The organism is Sphingomonas sp. 3-13AW (assembly GCF_049311085.1).
Lineage (GTDB): Bacteria > Pseudomonadota > Alphaproteobacteria > Sphingomonadales > Sphingomonadaceae > Sphingomonas.
On the sequence record NZ_JASNVZ010000005.1, the window covers coordinates 189,180 to 209,327 of the forward strand.

Genomic DNA, 20,148 nt, shown 5'->3' on the forward strand with positions numbered 1-20,148 from the left:
AATCGCTCCATGCACGCGCCTCGCTCTTCTTTGCCGACGGCTTCGGTCCCGAGCTGGGACCCGCTGAGCTGGTTTGCGGCTGGGTTCCGGCGCATGCTCTCCCGCATCGACCACGGGCTGGAGCACGGGGCGATCGAGGCAACCTTGCCGGATGGCAGCGCGGTCCGGCTGGGCGGGCGCGGAGACGGCCCGGTCGCGGCTGTGAGACTCCACCGCTGGCGCGCAATGCTGCGGTTGGCGACGGGCGGTTCCGCCGGCTGGTACGAAGCCTGGGTGGCCGGCGACTGGTCCAGCCCGGACCCGGTGCCCTTGTTCGATCTGTTCATGCGCAACGGGCGCGCGCTCGGCAACATCGGGCGGGCGGGGCGCCTTACCGGGACCGCCCGGCGCTTCGTCCATTGGTCCCGCCGCAATCACCGCGCCAATGCCCGGCGTAACATCCAGTTTCACTATGATCTGGGCAACGACTTCTACAGTGCCTGGCTCGACCCGAGCATGACCTATTCGAGCGCCTTGTTCGCCGAGGAAGGCGAGCCGCTGGAGGTCGCACAGGACCGCAAGCTCCAGGCGATTCTCGACCGGACCGGCACAGCGCCGGGTGACCACATTCTCGAAATCGGCTGCGGCTGGGGTTCCTTTGCAGAGCGCGCCGCCCGCGCCGGGCGCCGGGTGCACGGCCTCACCCTGTCGTCGGAACAGAAACGGCTGGTGGAGCAGCGGATCGCCCAAGCCGGGCTCGATGGCGTCGAAGTGTCGCTCACCGATTATCGCGACGCGGCCGGCAGCTATGACGCGGTGGCCAGTATCGAGATGGTCGAAGCCGTCGGCCAGGAATATTGGCCGGCCTATCTCGACGTGATCGCCGCGCGCCTGAAACCCGGCGGCCGCGCCGCGCTCCAGTATATCGCGATCGATGACGCGATGTTCGACGCCTATGCCCGCAACGTCGACTTCATCCAGGCGTATATCTTCCCGGGCGGGCTGCTGCTGTCGACCGAGCGGTTCCGCGCACTGGCGGAGGCGCGGGGCTTACGCTGGCAGGACGAGCACCGCTTTGGACAGCATTATGCCGAGACGCTGCGCCGCTGGCGCGTTGCCTTCGACGCGGCGCAGGCTGCGGGAAGCCTGCCGGGCAACTTCCCGCCGGGGTTCGCCAACCTGTGGCGCTACTATCTAATGTACTGCGAGGGCGGCTTCCGCGGTGGCGGCATCCACGTCGCCCAGGTCACCTTGGTGAAGGACGCCTAGATCGCGGTCCGAACTCCCGCGCAGAGCGGGAGCACGAAGCTCAATCGACGCGTTCGAAGTGCCCGGTCTCGAACCCCGACACCATCAGCGCCGCAATACGCTCGGCAACCACCTCGGGCGGCTTGACGCTCTCGGGCGCCTCCCCGGGATAGGCACGCGCGCGCATCTTGGTACGGGTGGCGCCCGGATCGACGATCGCAGTGCGGATGGCGGTAAGCTGGCGGACTTCTTCGCCAAACGCGGTGAGCAGGTTCTCGAACGCTGCCTTGGATGACCCGTACAGCCCCCAATAGGCGCGCGGCTTGCGTGCGACGCTGGAGGTGAGGCCCACCACGCGCGCGTTTTTCGCCTGCCGCAGCATCGGTCCGAAGCCTGCGAGCATCGCCGCCTGAGCCGTCACGTTGAGCGTGAACAGCTTCGACATTTCCTTGAAGTCGATCGCATTCACCGGCCCCAGGGATCCCAGCATCGCCGCGTTCAGCACCAGCATGTCGAGTGCCTTCCAGCGCTCGCCGATCGCCGCCGCCAGTCGCGGAACCCCGTCCGGTTCGGAAAGGTCCAGCGGTGCGATCGTGGCACTGCCGCCGGCCGTGTAGATGGCCTCCTCGACCTCCTCGAGCCCGCCGGGCGTGCGGGCGGCCAGCACCACATGTGCGCCCTTTGCGGCGAGGGCCAGCGCCGTCGCCGCCCCGATTCCCCGGCTCGCCCCCGTCACGAGCGCGAGCTGGTCGGCAAGGGGCTTGTCGGTCATCGGAGGTCCTAGAATGTTCGGGGGAGGGGCAGGGTGCGTCGGCGATCAGCCGACGCGTTCCTCCAGCATCGCAAGCTGGTCGACCGTGCGGGTCTCGTCCTGATCGGTCAGCGGCGTCGGATAGTCGCCCGTGAAGCAGGCGTCGCAGTATTTCGGCCGTACCGGCGCACGCTCGGCTTCGCCCAGAGCCTTGTAGAGGCCGTCGATCGACACGAACGCCAGGCTGTCCGCCTGGATATATTCCGTCATCCCGCCGAGATCGAGCTTTGCCGCCAGCAGCTTGGCCCGTTCCGGCGTGTCGACGCCATAGAAGCAGCTGTGGCGCGTCGGCGGGCTGGCGATGCGCATGTGCACTTCGGCAGCGCCGGCATCGCGCATCATCTGCACGATCTTCAGCGACGTGGTGCCGCGCACGATCGAGTCGTCGATCAGCACGATCCGCTTGCCTTCGATCAGCTTGCGGTTCGCGTTGTGCTTCAGCTTCACGCCGAGGTGGCGGACCTTGTCCCCCGGCTGGATGAAGGTGCGGCCGACATAATGCGAGCGGATGATCCCCAGCTCGAACGGAATGCCCGACTGCTGCGCATAGCCGATCGCCGCGGGGACGCCCGAATCCGGAACCGGGATCACCAGGTCGGCATCGACCGGGCTTTCGATCGCGAGTTCCGCGCCGATTGCCTTGCGAACCGAATAGACGGAGTTGCCACCGGAGATGGAATCCGGCCGCGAGAAATAGACATATTCGAAGATGCAGGGCCGTGCCGCGTTCGGGGTGAAAGGGCGAATCGAGCGCACCTCGGTACCCTTGACGATCACCAGCTCGCCCGGCTCGACGTCGCGGACATACTCCGCGCCGACGACGTCCAGTGCGACCGTTTCCGAAGCGAAGATCACCGAGTCGCCCAGATTGCCCATCACCAGCGGGCGGATGCCCAGCGGGTCGCGGCAGGCGATCATGCCTTCAGGCGTCATGCAGATCAGGGAGTAGGCGCCCTCGACCTGCTTGAGCGCGTCGATGAAGCGGTCGAGCAGGGTCCGGTAGTTCGAGGTCGCGACCAGGTGGATGATCACCTCGGTATCGGACGTCGACTGGAAGATCGAACCGCTGCGCACCAGGTCCTTGCGGAGCCGCAGGGCGTTGGAAATGTTGCCGTTATGCGCGATCGCGAAGCCACCGCTCGCCAACTCGGCATAGAGCGGCTGCACGTTGCGCAGCGCCGTCTCGCCCGAAGTGGAGTAGCGGACGTGGCCGGCCGCGGTTTGCCCGGGCAGCGCCTCGATGATCTCGGGCCGGTCGAAGTTGCCGGCGACATGCCCCATTGCGCGGTGCGTGTGGAACTGCACCCCGTCGAAGCTGGAGATGCCGGCTGCTTCCTGCCCCCGGTGCTGCAGCGCGTGGAGGCCCAGGGCCACCAGTGCTGCCGCGCCCTCTGCGCCGGAAACGCCAAAGATGCCGCACTCTTCGCGCAGCTTGTCATCGTCGAATGGATTGGTGCTAAACATCGGCCCCACGGGGTTCGCTGAGATGCGAGCGCCATATAGGCATCGGAATCGCGCTTGTCGCCCTTTTGTACGAAGATTGTGCGTCCAGGCCGATTGCCCGGCTTCCGGACGGCCGGTAAGCGACCCCCATGGACGCGCGCGACACCGGCCTCACCCTGAACCCCAAATATGATGCGGCGGGCCTCGTCACGGCGGTCGTCACCGATGCCGGGACCGGCGAACCGCTGATGGTCGCGCACATGAACGCAGAGGCGCTGGCGGCGACGCTGGAGAGCGGAGAGGCGACCTTCTGGTCGCGGAGCCGTGGCAGGCTTTGGAAAAAGGGTGAAACCTCCGGCCATGTGATGCGGGTGGTGGAAGTGCGCATCGACTGCGACCAGGACGCACTCTGGCTCCGCGTCGAGCCTGCCGGCCCCGCGTGTCACACCGGTGCGCGCAGCTGCTTCTTCCGCCGGATCGAGGACGGTCACCTGGTCGCCGTCGAATGAAGGCCGCGGTTGCCGTGCTCGCGCTGGCGCTCGCTGCCTGCTCGAGCGAGGGCGATCCGCAAAACACCGTGGCGCCGGATCTGGAGACCGTCGCGATCGAACGCGGCCTGGTGCGGGATCCGAAGGATGATTCGATCACCGGCCTCTACCAGCGCGGCGGCGACCGGCTCTGCCTCGTCCCGCAAGGGGAGGACCTCAGAATCGGCGCCTTTGTCCTCAACGGCGGCCGCCTCGGTTGCAGCGCGAGCGGAACTGCGAAGCGCACAGGCGATCGCCTCAAGGTCAACTTCGGCAACGCGTGCGAGGTCGAAGTGCGGATCGAGGGCGAGCGGATCATCTTCCCCGCCAAGCTGCCGCCGCAATGCGCCCAGCGCTGCAGCGCCCGTGGCACGTTCAGCGGCCTGCGCGTCGAACGGATGAGCGACGTTGTTTCCGAAACCGCAGCCCTGCGCGATCCGCGCGGTCGCGCCGTCTGCGGCGGATAGGCGAGCCTCGAGAACCGCTCAGGACGCGGTCGAGGCAATCGGCGCTGCCGCTGCAGCAGGCGGGTTCGCGGCCGGCTTTCGCCGCACACCGCTAAGGGGAGCGGGCCCGTCCTCCGCGACCGCGACGGGCGTTGGAGCAGCGATCGGCTGCGGCGTGCGGCGCATGCACTGAGGCTTCGGCCGCTCGAACTCCGTGCAGTTCCACAGTGCCCGCTCTAGGTTGCGAGAGCGATCGCGCAGGTAGCTGAACGACATCGACGCGAGTTGCTGCGGGGGCAGCGCGTTTCGCGCACTGGCGGGCAGGGCACGCGCGTCCGTCCAGCCCATGAACTTGCAATAGGGCCGCGCCCCGCACGCCCGCTCGGCGAGCAACGGGAAGGTTGCGGCGTCCTTGGGATCGACATGGATCAGGAAGGTGTCGGGATCGTCGACAGAGGCGCGCAGTGCCGACTCCGGCAACGCCATCGCCTTCTGCATCGCCACCGCCTGCGCCTCGGCTGCGAGCGCCTCGGGCAGCTTGTGCGCATCGAAATGCGTGGCGAGCTGCGTCACCCGCGGCTCAGTGCCCGTGGCGGAGAACCGGAAAGCCGGCGGCGTCCCCCACCAGCCCGTCCAGCGGAAAAACAGGTGCGTATGCACCGCTGTGATCTTGTCGAGGCTGGAGCTCCAATACGGCACCACCCATTCGGTGTGGTAATGGGTCGCGTGCCCCACCGGCTTGTAGACAGCCCCTGCCAGTGCTGCGTCCGCAACCTTGCGGGCGCGCTCCCAATAGGGATCGGCGTACCAGCGCTTGAGCGCCCCGTCACAGGTGAAGGTGAACTGGCAGCCGGTGCTCCGTTCCGATCCCTGGAAGACGACGCCGCACACGGTCTTGGGAAATGCGGGATGGCGAACGCGGTTTAGCACGACCTGCGCCACCGCGCGCTGCCCCTCCGGGTCGTCCCCCGCCTCATAGAGGACGGCTGCCGCCAGGCAGTCGCTCGCACGGGCGCGATCTTCTTCCGACCCTGCGAAGCGGAACCCCCGGGAAGCGGGGTTGGGCCCTCCGGCGAACGGGATGCCGGCATTGAACGCCCGCGCCTCATCGGGCGTCATGTCCTGAAACCGGATCGGCTCGACGGTCGGCAGTTCGGCCAGCGGCAGTACCCGTGCCCTCGCGCCGTGCTGCAAGTCGGCCCGCGATTCCTGCGGGAGCATCGCCGGGGCGTGGGTCACCACCCATGCCGGGGCGAGGATCGCAGCAAGCGCCGCGATCCCCAGCATCCCGTCGAGCACACGCGACCCCGTGCTCAGCGGCGCATCGCGCACACCTGAGGAATCAGGCGCACCGGCGCCGCTGAACACACGCGTGGAGATGGCTCAGCTTTCCGGGAGGAAGTCCGGCACCGACAGGTACCGCTCGCCGGTGTCGTAGTTGAATCCCAGCACGCGCGCGCCGCTCGGCAGGTCCGGCAGCTTCTGAAGGATCGCGGCGAGCGTCGCGCCCGACGAGATGCCGACGAGCATGCCTTCTTCCGAGGCGGCACGGCGCGCCATGTCCTTGGCCACGGCAGCGTCGATCTTGATCACGCCGTCGATCGCCTGGGTGTGGAGGTTGGCGGGGATGAAGCCCGCGCCGATGCCCTGGATGGGGTGCGGGCCTGGCTGGCCACCCGAAATCACGGGCGAAAGCTCAGGCTCCACCGCATAGACCTTCAGCTGCGGCCACTGCTTCTTGAGCGTTTCGGCAACGCCGGTGATGTGGCCGCCGGTCCCGACGCCGGTAATCAGAACGTCGATCGGCGTGTCCGCAAAATCGCTCAGGATTTCCTGTGCGGTAGTGCGGACATGGACGTCGATGTTCGCCGGATTCTCGAACTGCTGCGGGATCCAGGCGCCCGGGGTCTGCTCCGCGAGCTCATGCGCCCGCTCGATCGCGCCCTTCATGCCCTTTTCGCGCGGGGTAAGGTCGAAGGTCGCGCCATAGGCGAGCATCAGGCGACGGCGCTCGATCGACATGCTTTCCGGCATGACCAGGACCAGCTTGTAGCCCTTGACCGCGGCGACCATCGCCAGGCCGACGCCGGTGTTGCCGCTGGTCGGCTCGATGATCGTGCCGCCGGGCTTGAGGTCGCCCGATGCCTCGGCCGCTTCGACCATCGCGAGCGCGATGCGATCCTTGATGGATCCGGCCGGGTTCGACCGCTCCGACTTGATCCACACTTCGGCGTCCCCGAACAGCCGCTGGACGCGGATGTGCGGCGTGTTGCCGATCGTCTCCAGGATCGTGTTGGCCTTCATACTGCCTTCTCCTTGACGGGTGTGAATTCGAGCGTCTCCGGCGGATCGAAGGTGCGTGCCCTGCGAAGTTCCGGAAAGATGCGCGCCCACAATGCGGTTACCAATATGGCGCCGATGCCGCCGGCCACAACCGCCGCGATCGGTCCGATGGCGGCAGCGAGGAAGCCAGACTCCGCTTCCCCCAGCTCATTCGACCCGGAAATGAACAGCGTGGAGACCGCACCCACGCGGCCGCGCATGTCGTCGGGGGTGTAAAGCTGGATCAGCGACTGGCGGACATAGACCGACACCATGTCGGCGGCACCCAGCACGAACAGCGCAGCCAGCGCCAGCAGCACTGCCGGGGCGGTGTCATGGCCCACGGCGGCCGCGCCGAAGATCGGAAGCATGATCGGGGCGCTGAGGCCGAACGCTACCGTGGCGAGGCCGAACACCGCCACCGCGACCAGCATCTTGACCCCGACATTGGTGGTGAGCGGTCGCCACGAGAACCACATTGCAACCGCGATCGCGCCAAGCGCCGGCGCCGCGCGCAGGTGGCCCAGGCCGCCGGCGCCGACCTGCAGGATGTCGCGCGCATAGACCGGCAGCATCGCGGTCGCGCCGCCGAGCAGCACCGCGAACAGGTCGAGTGAAATCGCGCCCAGGACCAGCCGGTTCTGGCGGACATAGGACAGCCCCTCCAGCATCTGGCGGAACGGGTTGGCGACACTGCGGACCGCGGTGTGCTGCACGCGCCCGATCAGCGACAGCATCAGGAACGAGAAGCAGAGGAGGCCTGCGGAAACTGTGTAGGGGAGCCAGTGGTTGGCGGCATAAAGATAGCCGCCCATCGTCGGGCCCAGGACCGTGCCCGCCTGCCATGCGATCGCGCTCATGGCGATGGCGGTCGGCAGCACCGCCTTGGGCACCAGATTGGGTGCGAGCGCCTGAAGCGATGGGCCGGCGAATGCGCGCGCGACGCCGAGCAGCGCCGCGACGAAGAACAGCATCGGCAGGGTGACGTGGTCGTGATAGCTCGCGATCGCCAGCGTGATGGCACAGCCCGCCTCGATCGCGACCGATCCGCGCGCGATCCAGCGCCGGTCCACCCGATCCGCGACCCAGCCCGCCACCAGCGACAAGGCGAGCAGCGGCAGGAATTGCGCCACGCCGATCAGCCCCAAGTAGAAGGCCGATTCCTTTACGTCCATCGTCCGTCGGGCCAGGTCATAGACCTGCCAGCCGATTACGATCACCATCGCCATCTGCGCCAGTGTCGTGGAAAGACGGGCCAGGAAATAGGCGCGGAAGTTGTGGATTGTGAACGGGTGTGGGGCAGGAGCCATGGCCTGAGCTCTATGCGCGGGTCGCGCCATCGGCAATCATGCTTCGCTCGGTTCTGGAAGAGGCGCGGCGGAAGGTGCCGCCGCGCCAAGTGTTCAAAGGGTCGTCGTACCGCCGGGCGCAATAGAAGGGGTGCCCAGGAACGCGAGCAGATCTTCGGTCAGCCGGTCCTGGTCCGTCGCGAACAGGCCGTGCGGCGCACCGTCATACTCGATCAGCTTTGCGCCCGGGATTGCGGCGGCGGCGGCCCGGCCGGTGGCCTCTATCGGAACGGTGTCGTCGGACGTGCCATGGATGACTAGCGTCGGCACGGTGAACGCGGCCAGATCGGGGCGGAAATCGGTAAACGCGAACGCCTCCGCGCAGGCGAGGGTGGGCTTCAGCCCCGCTTGCTGGGTCAGGTTCCAGGCCCAGTGCAGCCGCTCCTCGCTGACGGGGCTGGTGATGAAGCCCACGCCAAAGAACTGGTCGAGGAAGTTCGCCATGAACTTCGGCCGGTCCTCCTGCATCTGGGTCGCCATGTCTTCCAGCGTCGTCTGCGGAACGCCGTGCGGATTGTCGTCGGTCTTGAGCAGGAACGGCACCACCGATCCGACGAGCGCCGCCTTGGCCACGCCCTTGCCGCGGTGCCGGGACATGTACCGTGCGACCTCACCGCCGCCCATCGAGAAGCCGACCAGCGTTGCACCGGCGGTGACACCGCACGCCTCCATCACGTCCGCCAGATCGTCCGAGAGCGTGTCATAGTCATACCCCGACCATGGCTGTTCGGAGCGGCCGAAGCCGCGTCGATCATAGGCGATCACACGGTAGCCGGCATTGGCGAGTGCGAATGCCTGCGCGTCCCAGCTGTCCGACGACAGCGGCCACCCGTGGATCAGCACGACCGCGGGCCCGCTTCCCCAATCCTTCACATAAAGCTTGGTACCGTCACGGGTCTCGATGGTCGGCATCGGCAACTCCTGGGGTGTTGAGAGACAGGTCCGGGTGCGGGTTCAGCCGAGCGTTACGTCGGCGACCTTGTCGGCGTAGTCCGCCTTGGGGTCGACGCCGAGCAGGATCTTGATGCCGGCGAACAGGCTCGATTCATCCAGCCAGATCTTGGCATGCTCGGCATCCAATCGGATCAGCTCCAGCTTCGGGTCATCCTTGCCACCCTCGTACCAGGCTGCCGCAAAGCGGTTCCAGAGGCGGTCGATCATGGCCCGGTTCTCTTCCACGACCAGGTTGCCGTGGATGCTGGCAAAGACCTCATGGTTCTTGGAAACGAAGTGCGCAGTGGCGCGCGTGCCCTCGCGCATTTCCTTCACCAGCGTGTTGTCCTTGGTGGTGAAGAACCAGATCGGGCCGTGCTCCACATCGCCGTCCGTCTGGCCGGTCATCGGCTGTGCGTGGCCGTCGCCGACCCCGTCGATGCCCAGCATCAGTGTACGGTCGGACTTGAGTGCCTTCCAGAAGCGGGTCTGGATCTCCTGCGGGGTCGGCATGCGGCTCTCCTGATGTTCGCGGCGCCAACGGGCGGGCGGGCCGGGCGGTTCCGATTGGGCGGAGCCGGAGCCTGTGCCCCGGCTCCAGTCGTCGCCTAGAGCGTGCAGCGGCGCGTCACGCCGCGTCGGACGGTGTAGCTGTCGGTGCGCGGGTTGTAGCTGCTGTAGCGCTGCTGGCATGCGCGGGCGTGGCGATACCAGTCATTCTGTCGGCCGCGATATGCGGCTGCCGGCTGGCCCGGCCGAGCACCCCAGCGGTTGTTCCAGTTGCCGTAGCGGTTGTCGCGGGTCGTGGTGGTGGTCCGCGTGACCCGGTGAACGGTGGTGCGGCTCTGCTGTTGTTGTGCCTTGGCACGGGGGCCGGGATCGTGCCGCGCCTGTGCGGAGGCCGCCGGGGCGATCATCACCAGAGCTGCGCCAATGGCGCCAGCGAGCAACTTGTGCATGAAAGATACTCCTCATCGCCGCCGATACGCTGGCGGCGGGGTCATAACTCCTTCTGGCTGGAATGTTTCCTCGGCCTCACTGGTAATGGTCCTGACAAGAAGTCTACGGATACGTCCGGAAACCATCCAGCATACCGGACGTTGTTTGCGCGTAACAAAATAGGATGTCGCAGATGAAGCGCGGTTGTTTGCTGTGGGTGCTGGGTGTGCCGCTGCCGGTAGTGCTGATCCTCTATCTCCTCTTCTTCCGCTAATCGGAAGCTCGCGCGGCGCCCCTGGTGGAGCGCTGCGCGAGACGACGGCCCGCCTTTAGCGGGCGATGCTATACTCGACGTCGGTCACGTACAGGTGGTCGACGCACTGCTGTGCCGCCCAGGCCAGCCCGACGTTTTCCGCTTCCTCGCGCGACTTGAAAGGCGGCAGTCCGATCAGGGCGACCGACTGCGCTTCGCCGCCGTTGGGGCACGCGACCAGCGCCGCGCCGGTAAGCTCGAACAGGCCATCGTCCCGCTCGACGATGCTGATGCAGTCCTTGTCCGTCGGCGGCACCTGGCCACTCGGCAACGTCGTGATTTCCATAACCGCCTCCCTGTGATCCCTGCAGCAACGCGCGAGCGGCCGGAATGGTGCAGCGTTCCGCCTTACGCTGCCTCTGCTCGCTGGGCCGGAAGCGGCGCGGTGCCTAGCTCACGGCGGCGCGGGGCAAAGATCGCATGGCGCACGGCCCAACGGCCCGCCCGTGCGCTCGCGGTCCACTGCACCAGCAGCGGCGACGTCAGTAGCCCGACCGTCACTGGCAGCAGCCACAGCGCCGTGACCGGCATCAGCGGCGAGAGCAGCAGCAGCACGGCGCCCAGCAGCAGATGCCAGCGATACCGTGGCAGGATCTCCCGAAGCGGCAGGCCGTCCCGCTCGCGGCTCTGCGGATCCCAGCCGGAACGCTTGCCGGCCGCGATCCCGATGAGATCGATTGTCTGGGTGAGTGCAATTGCAGGCGCCGCCAGCATCGACAGCGGCACGTCGAGCAGCACCGAGGGCAGGATCGTGCGCCATCCGCCCAGCGCGACCCGCCGTTCCCGGTCTGCCACCGCCCAGATCACGCTCAGCAGCTTGGGGCCGAACAGCAGCAGCAACGTGACCACCAGCACCGCGCCCGAAGTGCCGCTGTTGAGCAGGCTTGGTTCGCCGACCAACGCCTGCACGATGGAGGTCAGGATGAGGAGCAGCCACAGGGGCGAGGCGATATAGGCGGATGCGCCGAGCAGGAGCTGCAGCCGGTTGATCCAGTGGAAGCCCGACGACGCGAGCAGCCGCAGGTGCTGGATGTTGCCCTGCGCCCAACGGCGGTCGCGCACGGCGGCGTCGATCAGCGTCGGGGGATATTCCTCGAACGTCTCGTCCGTCAGGACCATGTGCACGCGCCAGCCCCGCCGCCGCAGCAACGCGGCCTCGACCATGTCGTGGCTCATGATCGTGCCGCCGAACGGGGGGCCGCCGGGCAAGTCGGGGAGGCCGCAGCAGGCTGCAAATGCCTCGATCCGGATCATTGCGTTATGACCCCAGAAGGTAGCCTCCGAGCCAGACCACCACACCAGGCCGGCGGTGGAGATCGGGCCGTAAAGCCGGCTGGCGAATTGCATCCAGCGCTGGAACAGGGTGTTTGCGCCGATCACCATCGGCACCGTCTGGAGCAGCGCCACGGCCGGGCGCCGGTCGAGCACCTGGGCCATGCCGATGATGGTGTCGCCGCCCATCAGGCTGTCTGCATCCAGCATCAGCATATAATCGTACGCACCGCCGAACCGCCGAATCCATTCTGCGACGTTGCCCGGCTTGCGGCCGATGTTCTCGGCCCTGCGGCGGTAATAGACGGCGCAATCGAGCCGCCGCGCGAGCTTCTCCCAGGCGGCAACCTCCTCCGCCTCGGCTTCGGGCGAGGAGTCGCTCAGAATGAAGAAGTCGAAGCCCGGCGCCATGCCGGCCTGGGCGATCCCCTCCGCCATGCGCGCGATGCGGCCATAGACCGCGTCCACATCCTCGTTGTGGACCGGCATCAGGATCGCGGTTCGCCCCTTCAGCGGCGAGGCCCAGCGCGGGGTCGGCATGAAACCCGGACGAAGGCCTGTGATCAGCAGCAGAAACCCGACGGCGGCGTTGATGAAGCCGAACGAGAGGAGTGCGAACAGCGGGAAGAAGATGCCGAGCAGGACCACATCGGTGATGCTCCAGCCGTCGGCGACGAGCGACTCCTTGAGCGCCGTCGAGGCGGCAGTCGCCAGCATCGCCGTCAGCAGGACGAGGATGATCCGGCGCGCGAGGACGTCGCCCTGGTCCTGGTCGGGGCCCGACCAGGGTTCCGGGACGCGGCGGGGTGGTGGCGGCCCATCGAACCGCTGGACCGGCATGTCGATCGGGGCCTCATGCGGGAGGCGTACGGCCTGCTTCACCCGTGGAACACCGGGAACAGCAGCGTCTCGGTCAGCGCGCGATTGCCGCGCTTCAGGAATAGCCGCACGTCGGCCGGGCCCTTACCCTCCGGCGCGATATCCGCCGTCACGCGCCAGCGGTTGCGCTGGCCGACCACCGGATAGGCGGCGCTGGCGATCAGCTTGCCACGGGTAACGTCGATCGCCGCGGACACGCCGCTCGACCGATCGAGCCCCGCCAGTGCCGTGCCCTCGAAATCGACGACCAGCTTGCGTGCGCCCGGGGTCGGCGCGTCGCCCGGCCGGCCGGCGACCCCGGTCCAGCTATCGACCACATGCGCGGTGGGCTGGGCGAGCGTCGGATCGTCGGACCCCCAGCGCAGGCCATATTCGAACTGCAGCCTCTGGCCCGCCTTGGGCGCTTCTGCGGGCACCCAGAAGGAAACGATGTTATCGACCGTCTCGGCGGCGGTGGGGAAGGCGAACAGCATCACGCTGCCACGGCCCCATTGCCCGCGGGGCTCTACCCACAGGTTCGGCCGTCGATCGTAGAAGGCGCCGTCGTCCTGATAATGGTCGAAGTCGCGGTCGCGCTGGAGAAGGCCGAAACCGCGTGGATTGTTGTCGGCAAAGCTGTCGAGCGTCTCCGTCGGCGGGTTGACGAGCGGCCGCCAGATCCGCTCGCCGCTGCCGGTCAGCAGAGCGAGCCCGTCGGAGTCATGGATTTCCGGGCGCCAGTCGACCGCGGCCCCGCGATTTCCTTCGCCGTACCAGAACATGCTCGTGGCCGGGGCGATGCCCAGTCGTTCGACGTCGCGGCGCAGGTGAAGCACCGCCGACACGTCCTGCTGCACGCCGTTCTGGTGGCGGCTGGCGATGCGATAGGCGCCGGTGACGCTGGGGCCGTCCAGCAGCGCGTAGACGGTATAGGCGTCGGCGCCGGTCCGCTCGATCCAGAACTCGGTGAAGTCGGGAAACTCCTCCCGACCGGGGATGCCGGTGTTGATCGCGATGCCGCGTGCGGACAGGCCATACTGGTCCTGCGACCCTGCCGTGCGGAAATAGGACGCGCCCTGGAATGCCATCCAGTCGCTTTCCCTGCCCGGGACCATCGCGCGGAACCCGGCGATGCCAAGCGGCGGCGCATGGCCGGATACCGCCTGGAACAGGTCACGGGAGAACGGGACGGCATGGGCCTGGCCATTCTCGACGATGTTGATCTTGACCGGCATCGGTGCATAGCGGCCGAGCGGAAACAGGCGGATGCCGCCGGTAAGCGTCTCTTCCGGCCGGTACCGGATCGATCCCACCGCGTCATAGTCGATCGCTGCCGCCGCAGCCACGCGCTCGGGTGCCTTGTAGGGCTGCCGCGCCAGCGCAGCGGCACGCTCCTGCAACGCTTCCCAGGAGAATGGCACGCCCGGTCCTTTCGCCTTGCGGGCCATTGCCGCCATCGGGCCGGCGAAAAGAGCGGCGAGGCCGGCGGTGGCAATCATCTCACGGCGGGTCGGGTGTCGCATGCGTGCTCCAGGCGATGAACGGGCGGTTTTGTTGCATCGCAACAGCCCCCTGAACGCAAGGAACCCGCGCTGGTTCACATTCCCCGCGCGACCGGCCGTGCAGACGGGTCTTTCGCGTCGCCCTGCGCGTCAGCCGATCGTGACGAAGCTGTCGAGCACCCGTTTGCGACCCGCAGTCTCGAAATCGATCTCCAGCTTATTGCCCTCGATCGCGGCGATGGTGCCATAGCCGAACTTCTGGTGGAACACGCGCAGGCCCAGGCTCACGTCGCTGCGGCCCTTGTTGCCCAGACTAACCGCGCTCGCCCGGCTCTCGATCACGCGCGGCGCGTCCCGGGTGAAGCTCGATCCGCTGCTTGCCGCACGCTGCCATCCCGGGCCGCGGCCGGTGCCTCGGCTGACGTCGGAAAACGGATCGGCCCGTTCCGACCAGTTGGCGCGCCACAGGCTCTCGCCCCCGGCCATGGTGGTTTCCTGGTCGATGTGCTCGGGCGGCAGCTCGCCGACGAACCGGCTGGGCAGCGAGGAGGTCCACTGGCCATAGATGCGCCGGTTGGCCGCATGCAGGATCACCGCGAGCCGCCGCGCGCGCGTGATCGCGACATAGGCGAGGCGGCGTTCCTCCTCCAGGCTCGCGAGCCCGCCCTCGTCGAGCGAACGCTGCGACGGGAACAATCCTTCCTCCCAGCCGGCGAGGAATACGGTGTCGAATTCCAGGCCCTTGGCGGCGTGGATCGTCATGATGGTGACCTGCGGCTCCTGCGCGCCGGCCTCATTGTCCATGACCAGGCTGACGTGCTCCAGGAATGCGCCCAGGCTGTCATATTCTTCCATGGCGCGGACGAGTTCGTTGAGGTTCTCCAGCCGGCCGGCAGCCTCGGCCGATTTCTCGGCCTGCCACATCGCGGTGTAGCCGCTTTCGTCCAGCAGCTGGCGGGCGAGCTCCGGATGGGGAAGGTCGCGGGCCATGTCGCGCCAACGGGCGATGTCGCCGACCAGCCGGCCCAGCGACTTGCGCGCGGCCCCGGTCAACTCATCGGTATCGAGGATGCGAGCCGCTGCGGTCATCAGCGGGCTGCCCGTCGCGCGGGCATAGCGGTGGACGGTCGCCACCGCCTTGTCGCCCAGCCCCCGCTTGGGGACGTTGACGATCCGCTCGAACGCCAGGTCGTCCGCCGGTTGGTTGACGATGCGCAGATAGGCGATGGCGTCGCGGATCTCCATCCGCTCGTAGAAGCGCTGGCCGCCGACAATGCGATAGGGGAGGCCGATCGCGATGAACCGGTCCTCGAACTCGCGGGTCTGGTGCTGCGCGCGCACCAGGATGGCGACGTCGTTGTAGGACTTGCCGATGCGCCGGCAGCCCTCGATCTCGTCCGCGACCCGCCGGGCTTCCTCCGGGCCATCCCAGACGCCGATGACGCGCACCTTCTCGCCCGCGTCGAGCTCGGTCCACAGCTGCTTGCCCAGGCGGCCGCTGTTGTTGGCGATCACGCCCCCGGCTGCACCCAGGATGTGCGGGGTCGACCGGTAGTTCTGCTCCAGCCGGATCACCTTGGCGCCGGGGAAGTCGCGTTCGAACCGCAGGATGTTTTCCACCTGCGCACCGCGCCAGGAATAGATCGACTGGTCGTCATCGCCCACGCAGCACAGGTTCTTGCGCTCCTGCGCCAGCAGCCGCAGCCACAGATACTGGACGGAGTTGGTGTCCTGATACTCGTCCACCATGATGTAGCGGAACCGCTGCTGATATTGCTCCAGCACGTCCCGGTGGGTGCGCAGGATCGTCAGCACATGAAGCAGCAGGTCGCCGAAGTCGCAGGCGTTCACTGCCTTCAGTCGGTCCTGATACTGCTGGTACAGCTCGCCGCCGCGCCCGTTCGCGAAGCGCTCGCTCTCGCCGGCGTCGACGTCCGCGGGCGTCAGCCCCTTGTTCTTCCAGCTGTCGATGACGCCCGCCAACTGCCGGGCGGGAAACCGCTTCTCGTCGATGTTCGCCGCCACGATCAGCTGCTTGAGCAGGCGCAACTGGTCGTCGGTGTCCAGAATGGTGAAGTTGGACTGCAAGCCGACCAGCTCGGCATGGCGGCGCAGCATCTTGGCGCCGATCGCGTGGAAGGTGCCGAGCCACGGCATCCCCTCCACCGCGTCGCCGACCAGCCGGCCGACGCGTTCGCGCATCTCGCGCGCGGCCTTGTTGGTGAAGGTTACCGACAGGATCTCGGACGGCCACGCCTTACGCGTATAGAGCAGGTGCGCCAGCCGCGCGGTCAGTGCCGCCGTCTTGCCCGTGCCCGCGCCAGCCAGCACCAGCACCGGGCCCTCGGTCGTCAGCACGGCATCGCGCTGCGGCTCATTCAGCCCCCGCAGGTACGGCGGATCCTGGGGCGAGGGGGTCATCTGGGGCACGTTCATCCGCGAACAGCTAGGGAACGAAGCCCGCCGGGGCAAGGCTTGAACCACCCCGCCAGCGGTCGCAGCCGGGGTGAGCCACCAAGTCGGGCTCCGACACGATCCTGCGCCAAATAGGCTTCTTCCGGAATAAAGATGCAGCCCGGCAAAGATGCAGCCCGGCGTTGACCTAGCGCAACGGCCCGGCCAACCAGCCGCCATGAGCGCCCATTCTTCCGCCGCCGTGCCAATCCCGGCCGCAGTCCTTCCTGCAGAGGGCGGCCCCTCCAGCCGCCGCGTCCTGCTCGCCAGTCTGGTCGGTACGTCGGTCGAATTCTACGATTTCTACATTTACGCGACCGCGGCGGCGCTGGTGTTCCCGACCCTGTTTTTCCCGGCCGAATCCGAGTCGGCACGGCTGATGTTGAGCTACGCCAGCCTCGGACTCGCTTTCTTTGCGCGACCGCTGGGCGCGGCGTTATTCGGCCATTTCGGCGATCGGCTCGGACGCAAGTCGACGCTGGTGGCTTCGTTGATGCTGATGGGCGGTTCCACGCTCGCGATTGCATTCCTGCCCACCTATGCGCAGGTCGGCCTCCTCGCACCGCTGCTGCTGTGCGTTCTCCGCTTCGCCCAGGGCCTCGGCCTCGGCGGCGAATGGGGCGGGGCGGCGCTACTGGCGGTCGAGAATGCGCCAAAGGGATGGGCCGGCCGCTTTGGATCGGTGCCGCAGCTCGGTGCGCCGGTCGGCTTCCTCGCCGCGAATGGCCTGTTCCTGCTGCTGGGACTTGGCCTCGACGAGGCGGCGTTCCGCAGCTGGGGCTGGCGTCTGCCGTTCCTCGCAAGCGCGCTGCTGGTCGGCCTTGGCCTTTGGGTTCGCCTGAAGCTCACCGAGACTCCCGAGTTCCGCGCTGCGCTGGAGCATGAGGCACCGGCGTCCGTCCCGCTCGCCGAGCTGTTCCGCAACCACCTGCGCGCGACGCTTGCCGGTACCTTCGGTGCGGTCGCCTGCTTCGCGCTCTATTACGTCGCCACCGCCTTTGCGCTGGGTCACGGCACCACCCGGCTGAACATCGCCCGCGACACCTTCCTCTCGATGCAGCTGTTCGCGATCCTGTTCATGGCCGCGGGCATCGCGCTTGCGGGGTGGTGGGCCGACCGCAGCAGCACCCGCCGCGTGCTGGTGTTCGGTTGCGCCGGCGTCGTCGCCGCCGGCCTGCTGATGCAGCCGCTGATGGGTGGCGGCACGATCCCCGCGATTACCGGATGGCTTTCGATCGCGCTGTTCGCGATGGGCTTCGTCTATGGCCCGCTCGGTGCGTGGCTGCCTTCGTTGTTCCCGGCGCGCGTCCGCTACACCGGGGCGTCGATGGCGTTCAACGTCGGCGGGGTGATCGGCGGTGCCGTGACCCCGCTCGCGTCAGAGGCGCTGGCGCAGCACGGCGGGCTCACCCCGGTGGGGCTCTACCTCGCCGTCGCTGGCCTGTTCAGTCTTGGGGGTCTATGGCTGGTTCCGCGCGCCGCAGCAAAGTGAGCTTTGCCTTGCCGTAGATCCGCTCCGCATCGATCACAAAGCCGGCGGCATTGGCGGTCTCGCCGCGACCGGTTTCGATGCTGACCCAGGTTGCAGGACCGATCCAGCCAAGCCGGGCGAGCTTGTCGGCCGCCACCCAGCCGGCACCGCTGTCGTAGGGCGGGTCCATCATGACCAGGTCGAGCGGCGTCGACGTGGGTCCGAGCGCCAGCACCGACTGTGCGCGCACCTGCACGCCGCGCGCGCCGAGCTTCTCGACATTGGCGCGAAGCGAGTCGAGTGCGTGACGGTCCTGCTCCACGAACAGGCACGACGCGGCGCCGCGCGAAAGCGCCTCCAGCCCCAGCGCACCCGACCCCGCGAACAGATCGGCCACGGCCAGCCCTTCGAAGCTGCCGACGCGGCTCAGCAGCATCGAGAACAGCGCCTCACGCGTGCGGTCGGCCGTGGGCCGGGTCGCATCGCCCTTGGGCGCGGCGAGCGGACGCCCGCGCCACTGGCCCGCAATGACGCGCATCAGCGGCGGCCCTTCGGCGGTCCGGACGGTTTTCCACCCCGGGGCGGACGAGCGGGCCCGTCGCCGCGCGGCGGCCGGTGGCCATCGCTGCGCGGCGCGCGCGGACCGTCATGTCGAGGCGCGCGCGGGCCGTCGTTGCGCGGTCCGCGAGGGCCATCCGCACGGGGCGCGCGACCGGCATCGGTGCGCGGAGCCCAGGGAGCGTCGCCCCGTGGCGCGCGTGGCCCATCAACGCGCGGGCTGCGCGGACCATCGCCACGCGCGGGGCGCGCCCCGTCCGCCCGGGCAGGGCGGGCGCTGTCGCCGCGAGGCGGGCGTCCACCTTCGGCGCGGGGACCGCGTGGTCCCTCGCTGCGTGCATAGGGGGCGGAGTCCCCGCGTGAAAATCCCTTGCGGGCGCCCTCGCTGCGCTGCGGACGATCCGGCCGATCCCCACGCGGGGTGCGGCGGTCGTCGCGGACAGGGCGATCGCCCCCGGCAGTGGGGGAAAGCGTCCGGCGCGGCTTGTCGCCGCGTCCGACATCGGCGGGACGCTCGCCGCGCTCCGGCGGTGCCTTGCGGCCAGAGCGCTCGGCAAAGGCGGCGGCACGCAGGCCGCGGGGGCTGCGAACAGCGCCGGCCTCATCCCGGCGACCCGGCGCGGCGTCCTTGCGGCCGAGGCCTTCCGCGCGGCCCGTCACGCCGTCCCGGCGTCGCGGGCCGGCAGCATCCGGACGCTTGCCAAAACCGCTGCGACGCGGCGTCTCGGCTGCTTCGTCGGTTTCCGGACGGGTACGGCGGAACGCCTGCGGATGCGGCTGCACCTCGCGGCGTGGCCGCTCCTCGAAGCCGACCGGAGTCGGGCGCGGGCGCGGTGCCGTGCGGTCGCGCGATGGCTCGCGGCGCCAAGCCTTCAGCGCAGCCGGGTCCGCACCCTCGGGCGCGGGGCGGCTGGTCGGTCGGCCGCCCAGCGTCTTGCGGAATTCGACCAGGTCATGCTGGCGGATCTCGTCCACCGACGCGATCGGCAAGTCCTCCAGGTGGAACGGGCCGTAGCGGGTGCGGATCAGGCGCGACACCTGGAGGCCCAGATATTCGAGCACGCGCCGCACTTCGCGGTTCTTGCCCTCGGTCAGGGTCATCTCGATCCACATGTTGGCGCCGGTGCGCCGTTCCATGTTGGCGTTGATCGGGCTGTAGCGCACGCCCTCGATCTCGACGCCGAGCATCAGGTCCTCGAGCTGCGCCTGGGTGACGTCGCCATAGGCGCGCGCACGATAGGTCCGCTCGACCCCGGTTGCGGGAAGCTCCAGCTGGCGCTTGAGCTCACCATCGGTGGTGAGCAGCAGCAGCCCTTCGGTGTTGAGGTCGAGGCGCCCCACCGGGATCAGCCGTGGCAGCTCGGCCGGCATCCGGTCGTAGATCGTGGGCCGGCCCATGGGATCGCGGGCCGCGGTCAGCACCCCCGGCGGCTTGTGATAGCGGAACAGCCGCGTGGGGGCGGCCGCCTGCACGGGCTCCCCGTCGACGGTGATGCCGTGCAGCGAGTGGAGCAGCGTGGCCGGGGTATCCAGCGGCACGCCGTTCAGCGCCACGCGGCCAGCTTCGATCAGCCGCTCGACATCGCGGCGCGAGGCCACGCCGGCGCGGGCAAGCAGCTTTGCGATTCGCTGCGGTTCATTGGTCTTGGACGTCGACACGATGGGAAAATGCTATCCTGTTACGCCTGCGCGACGAAATCTTGCGACGGCGGTGATCGTTCGA

The 20,148-nt window shown here is 68.2% G+C and carries 18 protein-coding genes; 4 read left to right on the forward strand and 14 right to left on the reverse strand.

Annotated features, from left to right (window positions below; all coding sequences use genetic code 11):
• Positions 1-9: 9 nt before the first annotated feature.
• The gene (locus QP045_RS08705) at positions 10-1,248 is read left to right on the forward strand and encodes a class I SAM-dependent methyltransferase (RefSeq protein WP_422514586.1); all 1,239 of its coding nucleotides are present in this window, start codon (positions 10-12) and stop codon (positions 1,246-1,248) included.
• Positions 1,249-1,288: 40 nt separating this feature from the next.
• On the opposite strand, the gene QP045_RS08710 is transcribed toward QP045_RS08705, so the two are convergent.
• Both QP045_RS08710 and purF read right to left on the reverse strand, forming a co-directional pair.
• Complete coding sequence (locus tag QP045_RS08710) at positions 1,289-1,999, reverse strand: SDR family NAD(P)-dependent oxidoreductase (RefSeq protein ID WP_422514587.1); 711 nt, start codon at positions 1,997-1,999, stop codon at positions 1,289-1,291.
• 45 nt (positions 2,000-2,044) lie between these two features.
• Entirely contained in the window at positions 2,045-3,502 is a 1,458-nt protein-coding gene (gene purF, locus QP045_RS08715; RefSeq protein WP_422514588.1) for an amidophosphoribosyltransferase, read from the reverse strand.
• A gap of 128 nt (positions 3,503-3,630) precedes the next feature.
• On the opposite strand from purF, the gene hisI reads away from it, so the two are divergent.
• Both hisI and QP045_RS08725 read left to right on the forward strand, forming a co-directional pair.
• A complete protein-coding gene (gene hisI, locus QP045_RS08720; RefSeq protein ID WP_422514589.1) occupies positions 3,631-3,990 on the forward strand; it encodes a phosphoribosyl-AMP cyclohydrolase in 360 nt (119 codons plus the stop codon).
• Positions 3,991-4,004: 14 nt separating this feature from the next.
• Positions 4,005-4,475, forward strand: coding sequence for a hypothetical protein (locus QP045_RS08725; RefSeq protein WP_422514590.1), 471 nt, complete (start codon positions 4,005-4,007; stop codon positions 4,473-4,475).
• 18 nt (positions 4,476-4,493) lie between these two features.
• On the opposite strand, the gene QP045_RS08730 is transcribed toward QP045_RS08725, so the two are convergent.
• The 10 genes from QP045_RS08730 to QP045_RS08775 all read right to left on the reverse strand — a co-directional run bounded on the left by QP045_RS08730 (position 4,494) and on the right by QP045_RS08775 (position 16,378).
• Complete coding sequence (locus QP045_RS08730; protein ID WP_422514591.1) at positions 4,494-5,753, reverse strand: cell wall hydrolase; 1,260 nt, start codon at positions 5,751-5,753, stop codon at positions 4,494-4,496.
• Between the two features lie 84 nt (positions 5,754-5,837).
• Positions 5,838-6,758, reverse strand: a complete 921-nt coding sequence (gene cysK / locus QP045_RS08735) for a cysteine synthase A (protein ID WP_422514592.1) — start codon at positions 6,756-6,758, stop codon at positions 5,838-5,840.
• On the reverse strand, positions 6,755-8,086 hold the full coding sequence (locus QP045_RS08740) for an MFS transporter (protein ID WP_422514593.1): 1,332 nt from the start codon (positions 8,084-8,086) through the stop codon (positions 6,755-6,757). The genes cysK and QP045_RS08740 overlap by 4 nt, the downstream gene beginning before the upstream one ends.
• 93 nt (positions 8,087-8,179) lie before the next feature.
• The gene (locus QP045_RS08745; RefSeq protein ID WP_422514594.1) at positions 8,180-9,037 is read right to left on the reverse strand and encodes an alpha/beta fold hydrolase; all 858 of its coding nucleotides are present in this window, start codon (positions 9,035-9,037) and stop codon (positions 8,180-8,182) included.
• A gap of 42 nt (positions 9,038-9,079) precedes the next feature.
• Positions 9,080-9,571 (reverse strand): pyridoxamine 5'-phosphate oxidase family protein, encoded by a 492-nt coding sequence (locus tag QP045_RS08750; RefSeq protein WP_422514595.1) that lies wholly within the window; start codon positions 9,569-9,571, stop codon positions 9,080-9,082.
• Between the two features lie 95 nt (positions 9,572-9,666).
• A complete protein-coding gene (locus QP045_RS08755; RefSeq protein WP_422514596.1) occupies positions 9,667-10,017 on the reverse strand; it encodes a hypothetical protein in 351 nt (116 codons plus the stop codon).
• Between the two features lie 309 nt (positions 10,018-10,326).
• Positions 10,327-10,596 (reverse strand): hypothetical protein, encoded by a 270-nt coding sequence (locus QP045_RS08760; protein WP_422514597.1) that lies wholly within the window; start codon positions 10,594-10,596, stop codon positions 10,327-10,329.
• Positions 10,597-10,658: 62 nt separating this feature from the next.
• Complete coding sequence (gene mdoH, locus QP045_RS08765) at positions 10,659-12,464, reverse strand: glucans biosynthesis glucosyltransferase MdoH (protein ID WP_422514598.1); 1,806 nt, start codon at positions 12,462-12,464, stop codon at positions 10,659-10,661.
• The gene (locus QP045_RS08770) at positions 12,461-13,963 is read right to left on the reverse strand and encodes a glucan biosynthesis protein (protein WP_422514599.1); all 1,503 of its coding nucleotides are present in this window, start codon (positions 13,961-13,963) and stop codon (positions 12,461-12,463) included. The genes mdoH and QP045_RS08770 overlap by 4 nt, the downstream gene beginning before the upstream one ends.
• Positions 13,964-14,092: 129 nt before the next feature.
• On the reverse strand, positions 14,093-16,378 hold the full coding sequence (locus QP045_RS08775) for an ATP-dependent helicase (RefSeq protein WP_422514600.1): 2,286 nt from the start codon (positions 16,376-16,378) through the stop codon (positions 14,093-14,095).
• A gap of 196 nt (positions 16,379-16,574) precedes the next feature.
• Here QP045_RS08775 and QP045_RS08780 point away from each other — a divergent pair, with 196 nt between their 5' ends.
• Complete coding sequence (locus tag QP045_RS08780) at positions 16,575-17,888, forward strand: MFS transporter (protein ID WP_422514601.1); 1,314 nt, start codon at positions 16,575-16,577, stop codon at positions 17,886-17,888.
• Here the strand turns inward: QP045_RS08780 and rsmD are convergent.
• Both rsmD and QP045_RS08790 read right to left on the reverse strand, forming a co-directional pair.
• Positions 17,842-18,405 carry a 16S rRNA (guanine(966)-N(2))-methyltransferase RsmD gene (rsmD, locus tag QP045_RS08785; RefSeq protein ID WP_422514602.1) on the reverse strand — a complete coding sequence of 188 codons (564 nt, stop codon included), beginning with the start codon at positions 18,403-18,405 and terminating at the stop codon, positions 17,842-17,844. The two genes, QP045_RS08780 and rsmD, sit on opposite strands and share 47 nt — an antisense overlap.
• On the reverse strand, positions 18,405-20,084 hold the full coding sequence (locus tag QP045_RS08790) for a pseudouridine synthase (protein WP_422514603.1): 1,680 nt from the start codon (positions 20,082-20,084) through the stop codon (positions 18,405-18,407). The genes rsmD and QP045_RS08790 overlap by 1 nt, the downstream gene beginning before the upstream one ends.
• Between the last annotated feature and the right edge of the window lie 64 nt (positions 20,085-20,148).